13 protein-coding genes are annotated in these 15442 nt (G+C 71.3%); 8 read left to right on the top strand and 5 right to left on the bottom strand.

Annotated features, from left to right (window positions below; genetic code table 11):
• Window position 1: 1 nt before the first annotated feature.
• A complete protein-coding gene (locus ABZ934_RS28920; protein WP_361318710.1) occupies window positions 2–1267 on the top strand; it encodes an ATP-binding protein in 1266 nt (421 codons plus the stop codon).
• A 23-nt stretch (window positions 1268–1290) separates the two neighbouring features.
• On the opposite strand, the gene ABZ934_RS28915 is transcribed toward ABZ934_RS28920, so the two are convergent.
• Complete coding sequence (locus tag ABZ934_RS28915) at window positions 1291–1863, bottom strand: GtrA family protein (RefSeq protein WP_361318708.1); 573 nt, start codon at window positions 1861–1863, stop codon at window positions 1291–1293.
• Between the two features lie 260 nt (window positions 1864–2123).
• On the opposite strand from ABZ934_RS28915, the gene ABZ934_RS28910 reads away from it, so the two are divergent.
• The 4 genes from ABZ934_RS28910 (at window position 2124) to ABZ934_RS28895 (ending at window position 6267) form a co-directional block, all read left to right on the top strand.
• Entirely contained in the window at window positions 2124–3263 is a 1140-nt protein-coding gene (locus tag ABZ934_RS28910; protein WP_361318706.1) for a 5-(carboxyamino)imidazole ribonucleotide synthase, read from the top strand.
• Window positions 3260–3808 (top strand): 5-(carboxyamino)imidazole ribonucleotide mutase, encoded by a 549-nt coding sequence (gene purE / locus ABZ934_RS28905; protein ID WP_361318704.1) that lies wholly within the window; start codon window positions 3260–3262, stop codon window positions 3806–3808. The genes ABZ934_RS28910 and purE overlap by 4 nt, the downstream gene beginning before the upstream one ends.
• Window positions 3805–4983 (top strand): dipeptidase, encoded by a 1179-nt coding sequence (locus tag ABZ934_RS28900; RefSeq protein WP_361318702.1) that lies wholly within the window; start codon window positions 3805–3807, stop codon window positions 4981–4983. The genes purE and ABZ934_RS28900 overlap by 4 nt, the downstream gene beginning before the upstream one ends.
• 204 nt (window positions 4984–5187) lie before the next feature.
• Window positions 5188–6267: a dipeptidase gene (locus ABZ934_RS28895; protein ID WP_361318700.1), complete on the top strand. Its 1080-nt coding sequence runs from the start codon at window positions 5188–5190 to the stop codon at window positions 6265–6267.
• Here the strand turns inward: ABZ934_RS28895 and ABZ934_RS28890 are convergent.
• Both ABZ934_RS28890 and ABZ934_RS28885 read right to left on the bottom strand, forming a co-directional pair.
• Window positions 6264–7568: a glycosyltransferase family 87 protein gene (locus tag ABZ934_RS28890; RefSeq protein ID WP_361318698.1), complete on the bottom strand. Its 1305-nt coding sequence runs from the start codon at window positions 7566–7568 to the stop codon at window positions 6264–6266. The genes ABZ934_RS28895 and ABZ934_RS28890 overlap by 4 nt on opposite strands.
• 196 nt (window positions 7569–7764) lie before the next feature.
• Complete coding sequence (locus tag ABZ934_RS28885) at window positions 7765–9108, bottom strand: UDP-glucose/GDP-mannose dehydrogenase family protein (RefSeq protein ID WP_361318696.1); 1344 nt, start codon at window positions 9106–9108, stop codon at window positions 7765–7767.
• Window positions 9109–9348: 240 nt separating this feature from the next.
• On the opposite strand from ABZ934_RS28885, the gene ABZ934_RS28880 reads away from it, so the two are divergent.
• The 3 genes from ABZ934_RS28880 to ABZ934_RS28870 all read left to right on the top strand — a co-directional run bounded on the left by ABZ934_RS28880 (window position 9349) and on the right by ABZ934_RS28870 (window position 12767).
• A complete protein-coding gene (locus ABZ934_RS28880) occupies window positions 9349–10506 on the top strand; it encodes an acyl-CoA dehydrogenase family protein (RefSeq protein WP_361318694.1) in 1158 nt (385 codons plus the stop codon).
• A gap of 347 nt (window positions 10507–10853) precedes the next feature.
• A complete protein-coding gene (locus ABZ934_RS28875) occupies window positions 10854–11936 on the top strand; it encodes an NDP-sugar synthase (protein WP_361318692.1) in 1083 nt (360 codons plus the stop codon).
• Between the two features lie 114 nt (window positions 11937–12050).
• Complete coding sequence (locus ABZ934_RS28870) at window positions 12051–12767, top strand: polyprenol monophosphomannose synthase (protein WP_361318756.1); 717 nt, start codon at window positions 12051–12053, stop codon at window positions 12765–12767.
• A gap of 66 nt (window positions 12768–12833) precedes the next feature.
• Here the strand turns inward: ABZ934_RS28870 and ABZ934_RS28865 are convergent, their stop codons facing one another.
• Together ABZ934_RS28865 and ABZ934_RS28860 are read right to left on the bottom strand one after the other, a co-directional pair.
• The gene (locus ABZ934_RS28865) at window positions 12834–13970 is read right to left on the bottom strand and encodes an acyltransferase (protein WP_361318690.1); all 1137 of its coding nucleotides are present in this window, start codon (window positions 13968–13970) and stop codon (window positions 12834–12836) included.
• 190 nt (window positions 13971–14160) lie between these two features.
• Window positions 14161–15435: an LCP family protein gene (locus ABZ934_RS28860; RefSeq protein ID WP_361318688.1), complete on the bottom strand. Its 1275-nt coding sequence runs from the start codon at window positions 15433–15435 to the stop codon at window positions 14161–14163.
• Window positions 15436–15442: the final 7 nt, after the last annotated feature.

Here is a 15442-nt window from a genome sequence, read left to right as displayed (position 1 = left end):
CGTGCGTCGCCGACTGATCAACTCCACGCTCGCCGTGGTGCTCGTCGTGATCGCCGTGTTCGGGGTCTCCCTCGTGATCGTGGAGACCCGGACGATCACCAGCAGCGCCCAGGAGCGGATCGGCTCCGAGGCGCTGCGGCTGGTGGGCGTCGTCGAGGCGGACGTGTTGGAGGGCAAACCGATCGACCCCCTCGCGCTGGGCGAGCAACTGGACGAGGGGCGGTACGCCCGCATCACCGTCCCCGGCCGCCCGCCCGTCGAGGTGGGCGAGCGCATCCCGGACAGCGTCATCCGAGGCACCGCCCGCGGCGAGCAGGGCGAGGTGGTGGTGGTCGAGGAGTCCCGCTCCACGGTCACCAAGGAGGTCGGACGGACCCTGGTCGTGGTCGGCGCGGTGGCGTTGCTGGCCGTCGTGGCGGCCGTCCTGCTCGCCGTGCGCCAGGCGAACCGGCTGGCCTCACCGCTCACCGACCTCGCCGAGACGGCGGAACGGCTCGGTTCGGGCGACCCGCGCCCCCGCCACAAGCGCTACGGGGTCCCCGAGCTGGACCGGGTGGCGGACGTACTGGACTCCAGCGCGGAGCGGATCGGCCGGATGCTCACGGCCGAGCGGCGCCTCGCCGCCGACGCCTCCCACCAGCTGCGGACCCCGCTGACGGCCCTGTCCATGCGGCTGGAGGAGATCACCGTCACCGACGACCTGGAGACGGTGCGGGAAGAGGCGAGCATCGCTCTGACCCAGGTGGAGCGGCTCACGGACGTGGTGCAGCGGCTCCTGACGAACTCGCGCGACCCGCGGACCGGCTCGGCGGTCCCCTTCGACCTGGACGAGGTCGTCAAACAGCAGGTGGAGGAGTGGCGGCCGGCCTACCGCAGCGCCGGCCGGGCCATCGTGCGCTCGGGCAAGACGGGCATGCGGGCCGTGGGAACGCCGGGAGCGGTGTCGCAGGTGCTCGCCACCCTCGTGGAGAACGCGCTGATGCACGGCGGCGGCACGGTCGCGCTGCGGACCCGGGTCACCGGCAACCAGGCGGTGCTGGAGGTCACGGACGAGGGCCCCGGCGTTCCGCCCGACCTCGGCAACCGGATCTTCGAGCGGGCCATCAGCGGCCGCAACTCGACGGGCATCGGCCTCGCCGTCGCCCGCGACCTGGCGGAGGCGGACGGCGGCCGTCTGGAGCTGCTCCAGACGCAGCCGCCGGTGTTCGCCCTGTTCCTCAGCCGGACGGCGCCCGTGCCGCCGGAACCCGAGCGGCCGGTCCGCTAGCGGACCGAACGATCCGCCCGCGGCTAGCGGACCGGCGTCGCGGCCGGCTCGGCTGCGAGGGACGCGGTCGTGGGGGACGCGGTCGCCGGGGTCTGGCCGTCGCGCTGCTCGACGACCAGCGAGGCCGCGGCGGCCGTGGGCAGCGCCTTGAAGACCCACGTCCGGTAGGACCAGAAGCGGAAGATCGTGGCGATGCCGATGCCGGTGAACTTGAAGAAGTTCGTAGCGAGGGAGCCGTCCCAGCCGAGCCCGTAGGTGGCGGTGTAGAGCACGCCGTTCTCGATGACCAGGCCGATCACGCTGAACGCGGCGAACAGCACCAGCTCACGGGTCCGGGTGTGGCTGCTGTTGTTGGCGCGGTCCCGGTAGGCGAAGTAGCGGAACCCGATGTAGTTCGACGCGATGGCCACCACGGTCGCTATGACGCTCGCGCGCACCACCTGGAGGTCGGTCGTGCTGCGGATCAGGTTGAACACACCCATGTTCACCAGCACGCCGAGCCCGCCGACCGCCCCGAACTTGGCGACCTCCCGGGCCAGACCGCGTATGCGTTCGAGGACGGATACGTTCGCGGATGCGTTCGTCGGTGTGCTCATGTGATGGTTCAGTCCCTGTCCGTCGTCGCCGCCCCCGGTTCGGGAAGCGTCACTCGTCGTCGGCGACCCACGTCTCGGCGCACACGTCTTCCGCGTCACACGTATCCGTCAACCGAATCTCGTCGCCCGTCCATGGTAAGTGTCGCCCCACGGCTCCGTCTGCGCCCGGTGCCCCGTGCGACGCACGGCACACGGCCGCCCGGCGAGTCCTCGCCAGGGCTGCGTCCGGATGGCGGAATACCGACGGATACCCTGGAGGCGTGACGTTCCCGGTAGTCGGCATGGTCGGCGGCGGACAGCTCGCCCGCATGACCCACGAGGCGGGTATCCCCCTCGGCATCAGATTCAAGCTCCTCAGTGACACCCCACAGGACTCGGCGGCCCAGGTCGTGAACGACGTCGTCATCGGCGACTATCGCGACCTGGAAACGCTGCGTGCCTTCGCGCGCGGCTGTGACGTGATCACCTTCGACCACGAGCATGTACCCATCGAACACCTACGGGCCCTGGAAGCGGACGGCATCGCCGTCCGCCCGGGGCCCGACGCGTTGATGCATGCCGCCGACAAGGGGGTGATGCGCGCCAGGCTCGACGAGATCGGCGCGCCCAGCCCCCGCCACCGGATCGTCAGCGATCCGGCGGACGCGGCGGCCTTCGCGCAGGAGGTCGGCGGGTTCCCCGTCATCCTCAAGACGGTGCGCGGCGGCTACGACGGCAAGGGCGTGTGGTTCGTCCGCACGCTCAAGGACGCGGAGGCCCCCTTCAAGGCGGGCGTCCCGGTCCTGGCCGAGGAGAAGGTGGACTACGTCCGCGAACTCGCGGCCAACATCGTCCGCTCCCCGCACGGCCAGGCGGTGGCCTACCCCGTCGTCGAGTCCATCCAGGTCGACGGCGTCTGCGACACCGTCATCGCGCCCGCCCCGAACCTGTCCGACGAGCTGGCGGGCGAGGCCCAGGCCCTGGCCCTGCGCATCGCGCAGGAGCTCGGCGTGACCGGCCACCTGGCCGTCGAGCTCTTCGAGACCACCGACGGCCGCATCCTGGTCAACGAGCTGGCCATGCGCCCGCACAACAGCGGCCACTGGACCCAGGACGGCGCGATCACCTCGCAGTTCGCCAACCACGTCCGGGCGGTCCTGGACCTGCCGCTGGGCGACCCGCGCCCGCGCGCCCGCTGGACCGTCATGGCCAACGTGCTGGGCGGCGACTACCCCGACATGTACGCGGCCTACCTGCACTGCATGGCCCACGACCCCCAGCTCAAGATCCACATGTACGGCAAGGACGTGAAACACGGCCGCAAGGTCGGCCACGTCAACACCTACGGCGACGACCTGGACGATGTGCTGGAGCGCGCACGTCACGCAGCCGGCTACCTCAGAGGGACGATCACCGAATGAGCACCAGCTCTACCGCCCGCCCCGCAGGCCCCGTCATCGGCATCGTCATGGGCTCCGACTCCGACTGGCCCGTCATGGAGGCCGCCGCCCAAGCGCTGGACGAGTTCGAGATCCCTTACGAGGTCGACGTCGTCTCCGCGCACCGGATGCCGCGCGAGATGATCGCGTACGGGGAGCAGGCCGACGCCCGCGGCCTCAAGGCGATCATCGCGGGCGCCGGCGGGGCCGCCCACCTGCCCGGCATGCTCGCGTCGGTCACGCCGCTGCCCGTCATCGGCGTCCCGGTCCCGCTCAGGTACCTCGACGGCATGGACTCCCTGTTGTCGATCGTCCAGATGCCCGCCGGCGTTCCCGTCGCCACCGTCTCCGTCGCCGGGGCGCGCAACGCGGGCCTGCTGGCCGTACGGATGCTGGCCGCGCACGACACCGAGCTGCTCGCCCGGATGCGGGACTTCCAACAGGAGCTGAACGACCAGGCCACCGAGAAGGGCAGGCGGTTGCGTACGAAGGTCGCCGGCACGGAATCGTTCGGATTCGGCAAGTGAGCGCCGAGCAGCGCCTCGCCGAGGCGCGCGAGCTGCTCGCCGGGCACCCCGTGGTGGACGGGCACAACGACCTGCCCTGGGCGCTGCGCGAGCGGGCCCGCTACGACCTCGACCGGCTGGACATCGCCGCCGACCAGCGCGGCACCCTGCACACCGACATCCCCCGGCTGCGCGCCGGCGGGGTCGGCGCGCAGTTCTGGTCCGTCTACGTACGGTCGGACTACGCGGGCGACACGGCGGTCAGCGCCACCCTCGAACAGATCGACGCAGTGGACCAGCTGATCGCCCGCTACCCGGAGACCCTCGCCCGGGCGCTGACGGCGGACGACATGGAGACGGCCCGCGCCGAGGGCCGGATCGCCTCGCTGATGGGCGCCGAGGGCGGCCACTCCATCAACAACTCGCTCGCCACCCTGCGCGCCCTGCACCGGCTCGGCGTGCGGTACATGACCCTCACGCACAACGACACCATCGACTGGGCGGACTCGGCGACCGACGAACCCCGGCACGGTGGCCTCACCGACTTCGGCCGCGAGGTCGTGCGCGAGATGAACCGCGTCGGCATGCTCGTCGACCTCTCGCACGTCGCCGAGACGACGATGCGCGACGCCATCGAGGTGTCCACCGCGCCGGTGATCTTCTCGCACTCCTCCGCCCGGGCGGTGTGCGACCACCCGCGCAACGTCCCGGACGACGTGCTGGCCCTGCTCCCGGCCAACGGCGGGGTGGCCATGGCCACCTTCGTGCCGAAGTTCATCCTCCCCGAGGCCGTCGAGTGGACGCTCGCCGCCGACGAGAACCTTCGCGGCAACGGCTTCCACCACCTCGACACCTCCCCCGAGGCGATGGCCCTGCACCGGGCCTTCGAGGCGGAGCGCCCGCGCCCGGTGGCGACGGCCGCCACCGTCGCCGACCACCTCGACCACATGCGCGAGGTGGCGGGCGTCGACCACATCGGCATCGGCGGCGACTACGACGGCACCGCCTTCACCCCCTCCGGGCTGGACGACGTGTCGGGCTACCCGAACCTGATCGCGGAGCTGCTCACGCGCGGCTGGTCGCGGGCCGACCTGGCCAAGCTGACCTGGTCCAACGCGGTCCGGGCGTTGCGCGACGCCGAGGCGGTCGCCCGCGACCTCTCGACCTCCCGGCGCCCCTCCAACGCGGTGATCTAGTGCCGTGCCGGGCGCCGCGACCCGGTGGACCTTTCCGGTCACAGCACTAGCCGTTCGGGCGTCTCGGCGTTCGGGTGCTCGCCCCACGGTGACACCCGAACGCCACACCCGCCGTGAACCCGCACGCCCCGCATGTCACCGTGGCCAGACGAACCCCGCTTCCCTCCCTGCTGCGCCGAGACCGCCGAGACCGGAGCGAACGCCATGGCCGACTTGCAGGACGAACCCCTCCAGAGCCCCGGCAACGACGTGGGGCCCGGCTCCCTGGGATCCGAAGACCTCGCCGCCCCTGGTGCGGCGCCCGGAGCTCTGGACCGGGCCATGGAGCTGCTGTCCGAGCATCCCGTCGCCGACGGGTGCAACACCCTGGTCTGGACGCTGCGCCAGAGCCCGTACCACGACATCGACACCCCGGACCTCGGTGTCGACACCGACATCCCGAGGTTGCGCGCCGGCGGGGTCGGCGCCCAGTTCTGGTCCCTGCTGACGCCGAGCGAGGCGCCGGCCACCGACCAGGTGGTGTCCGACACCCTGGAGCAGATCGACGTGGCGCTGTCCCTCGTACGCCGCTACCCCGACAGCCTGTGCCTGGCCCTGACGCCCGACGACATGGCGGACGCCCGCAACCGGGGCCGGATCGCCGCGTTCCTCGGCCCCGTGCCAGGCCGTTCGCTGACCGGCTCCCTGGGGGCGCTGCGCGCCTTCCACGCGCTGGGCGTACGCGTCCTCGCACCCGCCGGGGCGCCGTGGGCGCGGGAGGGCCTGACGGTCTTCGGCCACGAGGTGGTCAAGGAGATGAACCGGCTGGGCATGCTGCTCGACCTGGCCGGCTGCCCGTCGGCGGTGGCCTGCCAGCTCGCGGGCGCCTCCAAGGCGCCGGTCATCATCTCGAACACCGGCGCCGCCGCCCTCAACCCGCACCCCGGCAACGTGACCGACGAGGTGCTGCTCGCCCTGCGCGCGGCGGGCGGTCTCGCGATGGTCACCTTCGACACCGAGCGGACCGGGGACTCCCTGCACGCGGTGGCGGACCACGTGGACCACGTACGGGCGCTCGCGGGCCCGGACGGCGTCGGTCTCGGCGCCGCGTTCGGAGCCGAACCGGGCAGCCCCCGCCCGACCGGATTGACCGACCCCTCCGGCTACCCGAGGCTGATCGCCGAACTGCTGGAACGGGGCTGGACGGAGCCCGACCTGGCCCTGCTCACCTGGGGCAACGCCCAACGGGTGCTGCGGGACGCGGAGTTCACCTCACGCGCCGCCCAACACCGCCGCACCGTCTAGAAGATGCCCGCGCTGTCCCCGCCGGCCGCGCCTGCGGGGGTCACGGTCGCCTTCCACAGCCGGATACCGGACCACACGGTGGCGTAGAGCAGCGTGCCGTTGCGGGCGCAGAGCAACACCGTGCCGGTCCAGGTGTTCAGCAGGACGTCTCCGTACCAGACCGGGAAGATCAGCGATGTCAGCAGCGTGGTGGCGGCCAGCAGCCACGCGATCGGGCGCTGGGTGGTGTGCCGGGAAGTCAGGCAGACGGCCGCGAGACCGAGCAGCCAGATCATGTACTGCGGGCTGATGACGCGGCTGGTGACCGTGAACACCATGATCGCGCAGAGCGCCGCGTCCAGCGGGGTCGCGGTCGTCCAGCGCCGGGCCCGCACCCGCCACAGCACCAACAGCAGGAAGCCGATCACGGTGAGCGCGAGCGAGGCCCGCGCGATGACCGGCACGTACGGGCCGACGTACTCGAACGCGCCGTACTGGAAGGTGATCCGGCCCGGCCAGACCTTCGTCCGCATGGCCAGCATCAACGCCGAGCCACCGACGGACTCGACCTGCACGCCCCGGTCGCCCTGGTTGCCGAGGAAGCCCAGGGAGTCCCGGAAGAGCGCCGCGAAGACGGCCAGCAGCGCGACGCAGGTCAGCGCGGCGGCGATGACGGCCTCCCGCGTGGACTTGCCGCGCGGGGCGCCCAGCAGGGCGAGCAGCGGCCACACCTTGACCATCGCGCCGATGCCCGCGATCACACCGCCGAGCCGGGGGCGGTGACGCAGGCACAACAGCGAACCGACCGCGAGCAGCGTCACCTGGACGTCGTAGCGCGCGAACGGCGTCGCCATCAGCAGCGGCAGCGTGAGCAGCCAGAACAGGGCCCCGGCCCGGCTCCCGTCGCCGCGGCGCGCGGCCCGGAGCAGACCGACGAGGATGACGCCGTCACAGAGCACCGTCAGCGCGACGAATGCCTGGAAGTACGTGAGGAACGGCAGCAGATCGGGCGAGAGGAAGATCGCGGCTGCGGCGGGCGGGTACTGCCACGTGATGTCGTCGTGCGGCATCGACCACGTGATCAGGATGTCGTACCAGTTGTGGTAGGTCCCGCTGACGTCCACCCGCACGAGGTTCGAGCTGTGGAAGTCGTTGACGAGCATCCAGAGCATCAGCGCCCGGCTCGCCATCCAGAAGGCCGCTATGGCCGTCAGCGCGCCGGGTCCCCGCAGGGCCGCTTCGAAGGATCCCCGCCCGTCACGCGCGGCGGGCGTCGTCGCGGAGGCGGTGGGGACGGACGGAAGGCTGCTGGTGGCGGTCATCGGCCGCCACTCTACCGATCGGCTTCCGCCGATCGCGGCGGCCTGGGCCGCCCTTCGGGCGTGGGCCGGCCCTTCGTGCGTCGGCCCCGCCCTCGGACACGGGACGCCCCCTCGGACACGGGACGCCCCCTCGGGCACGGGCCCGGCCCCTCGGTCACGGGCCGCCTGACGAGGGCCTTGACGCGCCCCGGCCCCGTCAGGCGCGGGGGCGGCCCATCGCGCGGTAGGTCCATCCGGCGCCCCGCCACAGGTCGGGGTCGAGGGCGTTGCGGCCGTCCAGCACCAGCCGGTCGGTGACGACCTCGCCCAGCGCGGCCGGGTCCAGCTCGCGGAACTCCCGCCACTCGGTCAGGTGCAGGACCACCTCCGCGCCCCGCGCCGCCTCGGCGGCGGAGTCCGCGTACCCGAGGGTCGGGAAGACGCGCCGCGCGTTGTCCATGCCCTTCGGGTCGTAGACGGTGACCTGGCCGCCCTGGAGGTGGATCTGCCCGGCCACGTTCAGCGCGGGGGAGTCGCGCACGTCGTCGGAGTCCGGCTTGAAGGTGGCGCCGAGCACCGCGACCCGCTTGCCGAGGAAGGACCCGCCGACCGCCTCGCGCGCCAGCTCCACCATGTGCCCGCGGCGGCGCATGTTGATGGAGTCGACCTCCCGCAGGAACGTCAGCGCCTGGTCCGCGCCCAGCTCGCCCGCCCGGGCCATGAACGCCCGGATGTCCTTGGGCAGGCAGCCGCCACCGAAGCCGATCCCGGCGCGCAGGAACTTCGAGCCGATCCGCTCGTCGTAGCCGATCGCCTCCGCCAGCTTCACCACGTCACCGCCGGCCGCCTCGCACACCTCGGCCATCGCGTTGATGAAGGAGATCTTCGTCGCGAGGAACGAATTGGCGGCCGTCTTGACCAGCTCCGCGGTCGGGAAGTCCGTCACCACCAGAGGCGTGCCCTCCGACATCGGCGTCTCGTAGACCTCGCGCAGCACCTTCTCGCCCCGGTCGCCCTGGACGCCGATCACGATCCGGTCCGGGTGCAGGGTGTCCTGCACCGCGAAGCCCTCGCGCAGGAACTCCGGGTTCCACGCCAGCTCCGCGTCCGCGCCCGCCGGGGCCAGCGCCGCCAGCTTCGCCGCGAGGCGCTCCGCCGAGCCGACCGGCACAGTGGACTTGCCGACGACCAGCACCGGCCGGGTCAGGTGCGGGGCCAGCGACTCCAGCGCGGAGTCCACGTACGACATGTCGCAGGCGTACTCGCCGTGCTTCTGCGGCGTGTTCACGCACAGGAAGTGGACGTCACCGAAGGCGCCGACCTCCTCCCACGAGTGGGTGAAGCGCAGCCGTCCGGACGAGCCCGGCAGCCCGGCCACGTGCGTGGCCAGCAGCTCCTCCAGCCCGGGCTCGTACATCGGGACCCGGCCCGCGGCCAGCATCTCGATCTTCTCCGGCACCACGTCCAGACCCAGCACCTCGAAGCCCAGCTCCGCCATGGCGGCGGCGTGCGTCGCACCGAGGTAACCGGTGCCGATCACGGTGATCTTGAGGGGGGCCATGGGTGCTCCAGAGGTGCGGGGCCGTTTGCGGCCACTGAGCATAGTCGGGCCCGGCCCGGGGGACGCTCCCCGTGCGCGCACCACGCGCCCGCGCTGTCACGCAGCTCACGTACGCCGTACATATCGCCGCCCCGGCGCCGGAGACTAAGCTTCGGGTTACTTAACGGTAGTTAGCATCACGGATCGCGCGCCGACATCACGCCGCGCGCACCACGCATCACACCTGGGGAGTGAGAGATCTTGGCGGGTTCTGCCGACTTCGACCTGTACCGCCCGGCCGAGGAGCACGACATGCTCCGCGAGTCCGTCCGCTCGCTCGCCGAGGCGAAGATCCTGCCGTTCGCCGCGGCGGTCGACGAGGAGTCGCGCTTCCCGCAGGAGGCCCTCGACGCGCTGGTCGCCAACGACCTGCACGCCGTCCACGTGCCCGAGACCTACGGCGGCGCCGGCGCGGACGCGCTCGCCACCGTGATCGTGATCGAGGAGGTGGCCCGCGTCTGCGCGTCCTCCTCCCTCATCCCGGCCGTGAACAAGCTCGGCTCGCTCCCGGTGATCCTCTCCGGTTCCGAGGAGCTGAAGGCCAAGTACCTCGGCCCGCTGGCCAAGGGGGACGCGATGTTCTCGTACGCCCTCTCCGAGCCCGACGCGGGCTCCGACGCGGCCGGCATGAAGACCCGCGCGGTGCGCGACGGCGACTTCTGGGTCCTCAACGGCGTCAAGCGCTGGATCACCAACGCGGGCGTCTCCGAGTACTACACGGTCATGGCCGTCACCGACCCGGACAAGCGCTCCAAGGGCATCTCCGCCTTCGTCGTGGAGAAGTCCGACGAGGGCGTCTCCTTCGGCGCCCCGGAGAAGAAGCTCGGCATCAAGGGCTCCCCGACCCGCGAGGTCTACCTCGACAACGTCCGCATCCCCGCGGACCGCATGATCGGCGCCGAGGGCACCGGCTTCGCCACCGCGATGAAGACCCTGGACCACACCCGCATCACCATCGCGGCCCAGGCCCTCGGCATCGCCCAGGGCGCCCTGGACTACGCCAAGGGCTACGTCCAGGAGCGTAAGCAGTTCGGCAAGCCGATCGGCGACTTCCAGGGCGTGCAGTTCATGCTCGCGGACATGGCCATGAAGATCGAGGCCGCCCGCCAGCTCACGTACTCGGCCGCGGCCAAGTCCGAACGCGTCGACGGCGACCTGACGTTCTTCGGCGCCGCCGCCAAGTGCTTCGCCTCCGACGTGGCCATGGAGGTCACCACGGACGCGGTCCAGCTCCTCGGCGGCTACGGCTACACCCGCGACTACCCGGTCGAGCGCATGATGCGCGATGCGAAGATCACCCAGATTTACGAAGGCACGAACCAGGTCCAGCGGATCGTCATGGCGCGCAACCTGCCCTGATTTCTCACACAACAGCCCGGCCGGGGTTCCCCGGCCGGGCTGTCGGTCGACACTTCCGTTTCGTGGAGTCGCCCGAGCCGGGCATCGCGACGGACCCGAACGCCGATGGTCCGCATACCGAATCCGCAACAACGTCAAGGGCCTTCCCTCCTCCCCTCGCGCGCTGGGAGCCGGCGCCCGGCGGCGTCCGGGGCCCCGACCTGCCGTGCGGGCAACGGTGTTCCGCGCGGCACGCCCCGCGGCCGCCGTCGCGGCCCCCGGCGGCGCGGTCCACCTCCGGCCTTCGCGCGCCGCCGCATGGGCTAAATTTGAACCTTCGTACGCCCGAACCGGTTGGGGAGAAAGCAATGACGGAAGCGATCCTGCTGGTTGGCGGGCAGGGGACGCGGCTGCGTCCCGTGACGGTGAACACCCCCAAGCCGATGGTTCCGGCCGCGGGTGTTCCGTTCCTCGCCCACCAGATAGCCAGGGCCGCTGCCGCCGGTGTCACGCACATCGTGATGGCCACCTGCTACCTGGCCGAGGTCTTCGAGCCCTACTTCGGTGACGGATCGGCCTTCGGCCTCACCCTGGAATACGTCGTCGAGGACGAACCCCTCGGTACCGGCGGGGCCATCCGCAACGCCGCCCAGCGGCTGACGGGCGGCCCGGACGCCCCCGTCCTCGTCTTCAACGGCGACATCCTCACCGGCCTGGACATCGCGGGCCTGGTCGAATCCCACCAGGCGGCCGAGGCCGACGTCTCCCTGCACCTGGTGCGGGTCGAGGACCCGCGCGCCTTCGGCCTGGTCCCCACCGACCCCGAGGGGCGGGTGCTGGCCTTCACCGAGAAGCCGCAGACCCCCGAGGAGATCGTCACCGACCAGATCAACGCCGGCTGCTACGTCTTCCGCCGCAGCGTCATCGACGCCATTCCGGTCGGCCGACCGGTATCCGTCGAGCGCGAGACCTTCCCCGGCCTCCTCGCCTCCGGTGCCAAGTTGCACGGCGTCACCGAGGACACCTACTGGCTGGACCTGGGCAAGCCCGAGTCCTTCGTCCAGGCGTCCGCGGACCTCGTGCGCGGAATCGTCTCCTCCCCGGCCGTTCCCGGGCCGCGCGGCGAGGCCCTGGTCCTCCCGGGCGCGGAGGTGGCGGAGGGCGCCAAGCTGTCGGGCGGTACCGTTGTCGGGTCCGGCGCCCGCATCGAGGCGGGAGCGGTCGTCCAGGGCTCCATCGTCCTGGAGGGCGCGATCATCGGTGCGGACACGAACGTGAGCGCCAGCCTGATCGGCGCCCGCGCTTCGGTGGGTACGCGCACGGTGCTTGACGGCGTGGTCATCGGAGACGGCGCCGTCGTAGGGGCTGACAACGAACTTCGCGCAGGGGCTCGGGTGTGGTGCGAGGCGGAACTTCCTTCCGGCTCCGTCCGCTTCTCCTCTGACCGGTGACCAACTTCAGTGAGGCATAACCCTGTGATAGGCGAGCAGCAGACTCCCCGCGCGACCGACGTCGCAACCACGAAGCTCCCCGACAGCTGGGCGCACACGCCGCTCACCGTGGTCATGCCCACGTACAACGAGGCAGGCAACCTGCCGGGGATGGTCGAGCTGCTGATGGGCCTCGACCAGCCCGGCCTGCGCCTGCTGGTCGTCGACGACTCCTCGCCCGACGGCACCGGCAAGATCGCCGACGAGCTCGCCGAGGGCTTCCTCACCAAGGACGGCAAGCCGCGGATGTCGGTCCTGCACCGCACCGCCAAGGACGGCCTCGGCCGCGCCTACGCGGCCGGCATGGCCAAGGCCGTCGAGGACGGCGCCGAGTACGTGTTCCAGATGGACGCGGACGGCTCGCACCCCGCCGGGAAGATCGCCGAGATGCTGGGCGTGGCCCGCTCCACCGGCGCCGGCCTCGTCGTCGGCAGCCGCTACGTCCCCGGCGGCACCCTCTCGGACGCCTGGGGAGCGCACCGCAAGCTGCTCTCCCGCTGGGCCAACGCCTACGCGAGCACCATCCTGGGCACCCGCGTCCGTGACATCACGGGCGGCTTCAACCTGTGGAGCGCCGACGCGCTGAAGTCGATCGACCTGGCGTCGATCGGCAGCGCCGGCTACAGCTTCCAGGTGGAGATGAAGTTCAAGGCCCTGCGCCGCGGCTTCCAGGTGATGGAGGTCCCGATCCACTTCGAGGACCGCACCGTCGGCGAGTCCAAGATGAACCTCGCGGTGCAGTTGGAGTCCATCGCCATGCCGTGGAAGCTGCGCGCCCGCGCCGGCAAGTAACGGTCGAGGACGCACGAGAAGGGGCACCCCGCCGGCGGGGTGCCCCTTCTCGTACGTCCCGGGCGCTCAGGCGCGCGCCGGCCGGTGCTCCAGCCCGCGCCTGAGCAGCCGGGCGGCCGGGCGTTCCACGAAGCGCTGGATCAGCCAGGACGCCGCCACCATCACCGCGACCGCCGACAGCAGCAAGGTCCACGGTTCGACGTCACGGTGCCACTGCCGCAGCAGGGTGATGCCGATCTGCTGGTGCAGCAGGTACAGCGGGTACGACATGGCGCCGCCGACCGACAGCCATCGCCAGTCGATCCGGTCGAACCGGCGCAGGGCCACCGCGGCCATGACGAGGTGGCAGACGGTCACCACTGCCAGGCACGTCTCCCAGGACAGCCGGTCGCCTTTGACGGTGTTCCAGGCGACGATGTCGTTGAGCCAACGCTGCGTCAGCAGCCACGAGAGGCCCAGCAGCGCCCACGGCTCGCCGACGCGCGGGCCCTCCCGGCGGATCAGGTAGAAGCAGATCCCGGAGACGAACAGCGGCGAATACACCGGGTTGGCCACGGTGTCGAGGAGCGGCAGGCCGGACGTCGGCGCGAGGAGCGAGGCGACGGTCCAGATCCAGCAGAAGTTCAGGACCTTGCGGTAGGTCAGTCCCGTCCAGGCGACCAGGGCGAAGAGCAGGTAGAACCGGACCTCGGACCACAGCGTCCAGTAGGACATGTCGAGTTGGGCGCTCTTGAGGGGGGTCTGGAACATGGTCAGGTTCGTCAGGACCTGGCTGAGCCCGGGCCCGGCGCCGCCGAACGGCTTGCCGTCGACGAGCAGGACGACCGCGGTGAGCAGGACGCAGAACCAGTAGGCCGGTCCGAGCCGGATCACCCGGCTGCGCAGGTAGCCGCCCAGCGGCCGGCCCCAGGCCGACATGCAGATGACGAAGCCGCTGATCATGAAGAACAGTTCGACGCCGAGCCAGCCGTAACGGCCGACCGCGGTCAGCCACCCGAAGGCGTCGTACCCCCAGATGTCCCTGCGGGTGTAGTGGTGGAAGAGCACGGCCGCCGCCGCGAGGACCCGCAGCCCGTCCAGGACGCGCAGTCGTCCTCCCGGCACCGCTCCGGCCGCCGCCTGCCCCGGGATGGCGGGCTTGCCGAGGTGGTCCCCGTCTGGCTGCGGCCTGGCGAAGGCGCTCGGGGACGGGTGCAGGGGCATGGACGCTCCAGAGGGAGGAAGGACGCCCGTCCGGTTCCGTGCCGCACCACAGCACGGACTCCCCGGACCTCCCCCCGGCGCGTGGGCCGCAACAGTTCTACGGCAACCTACCGGACCGGCCCCGTACCCCCGGCGCACGCCGTTCCCGCGCGCCGCCCCGTACGCCGCCCCCGTACGCCGCCCCGCGCGCTCAGCGGCTCTGGACGGTGACCTTCTCGTCGTTCTGGATCTGTTTCACCAACTGCTGCATCTTCGCCTTGTCCCAGATCAGGTTGCCACCGCGCTCACCGGAGATGGGCATGTTCATCGACACGCCGTCACCGCCGTTGACGCCCTTCATGGCGAAGAACATCTGCCCCATGTCCCACAGTCCCATGTCCTTGTCCACGATCACCGTGTCCAGCCCCGCGCCCATCACCGGGTACAGGGAGAAGGGGTTCAGGATCGTGGACGGGGTCGCCGCCTGACTGGCCAGCGCCGACAGGAACTTCTGCTGGTTCTTCGTCCGTTGCAGGTCCGACTCGGCGAACGCGTAGCGGGTGCGGACGAACGCCAGCGACTGGCTGCCGTTGAGGGTCTGGCGTCCGGCCTTGAAGTCGGCACCGGACTTCTCGTCCTTGAACCCCTTCTCGATGTCCAGCTCCACGCCGCCCAGCGCGTCCACGATGTTCGCGAAACCGGCGAAGCCGATCTCCGCGTAGTGGTCGATGCGCAGGCCGGTGTTGAACTCGATCGTGCGCACCAGCAGCTCCGGGCCGTCCTCCGCGTACGCCGCGTTGAGCTTGACCCGGCGGCCCTGGGCGGGGAACTTCTTCCCCGACTGGGAGCCGACGAAGGAGGGGATCTCGACGTCCGAGTCGCGCGGCAGCGAGATCATGGTGTTCCCGCTGGAGCACTTCGCCAGGATCATCATGGAGTCGGTGCGCTTGCCCTCGGCCGAGCCCGTGTGGAGCTTCCTCTTCTCCTCGTCGGACATGCCCTCGCGGCTGTCGGAGCCGACGATGAGGTACGTCGTGCAGTCGCCCTCCTTGGGGCGCTCGATGACCTTCGAGAGGTCCACCTCGCGGCGCACCTTGGAGTCGGCCCAGAAGTAGGTGCCGACCGTGGTGACCACCAGCGCGGAGACGAGGACGATCGAGCCGATCTTGATCCGCCTGCGCCAGTCGACGACGACGCGGACGGGTACGGGGCCGTCGCCGCCGCCCTGTCCGGGGCGGCGCGGGCCGCCCGGCGGACGCCCGGCGCCACCGCCGCCGTCGGGCATGCCGTAGACCTGTCCGGTGTTGTAGCCGCCGTCGTAGCCGCCGGGGCTCTGCGTCTGCTGCGGCGGCACGCCGTACGTGGGCTGCCGCGCCGGGGGGTCGACGGGCGGCCGCGGCGGGCCGGGCTGCCGGACGGGCGGCTGCTGCTGCCGCTGGATGTGCCGCATCCGCTGCGGACCCTCGGGCTCGGGCCAGTCATTCATGTGCCCA

The organism is Streptomyces sp. NPDC046557 (assembly GCF_040645975.1).
GTDB lineage: Bacteria > Actinomycetota > Actinomycetes > Streptomycetales > Streptomycetaceae > Streptomyces.
The sequence above is the reverse complement of the archived record's forward strand: the minus strand, read 5'-3'. Positions and strand labels throughout refer to the sequence as shown.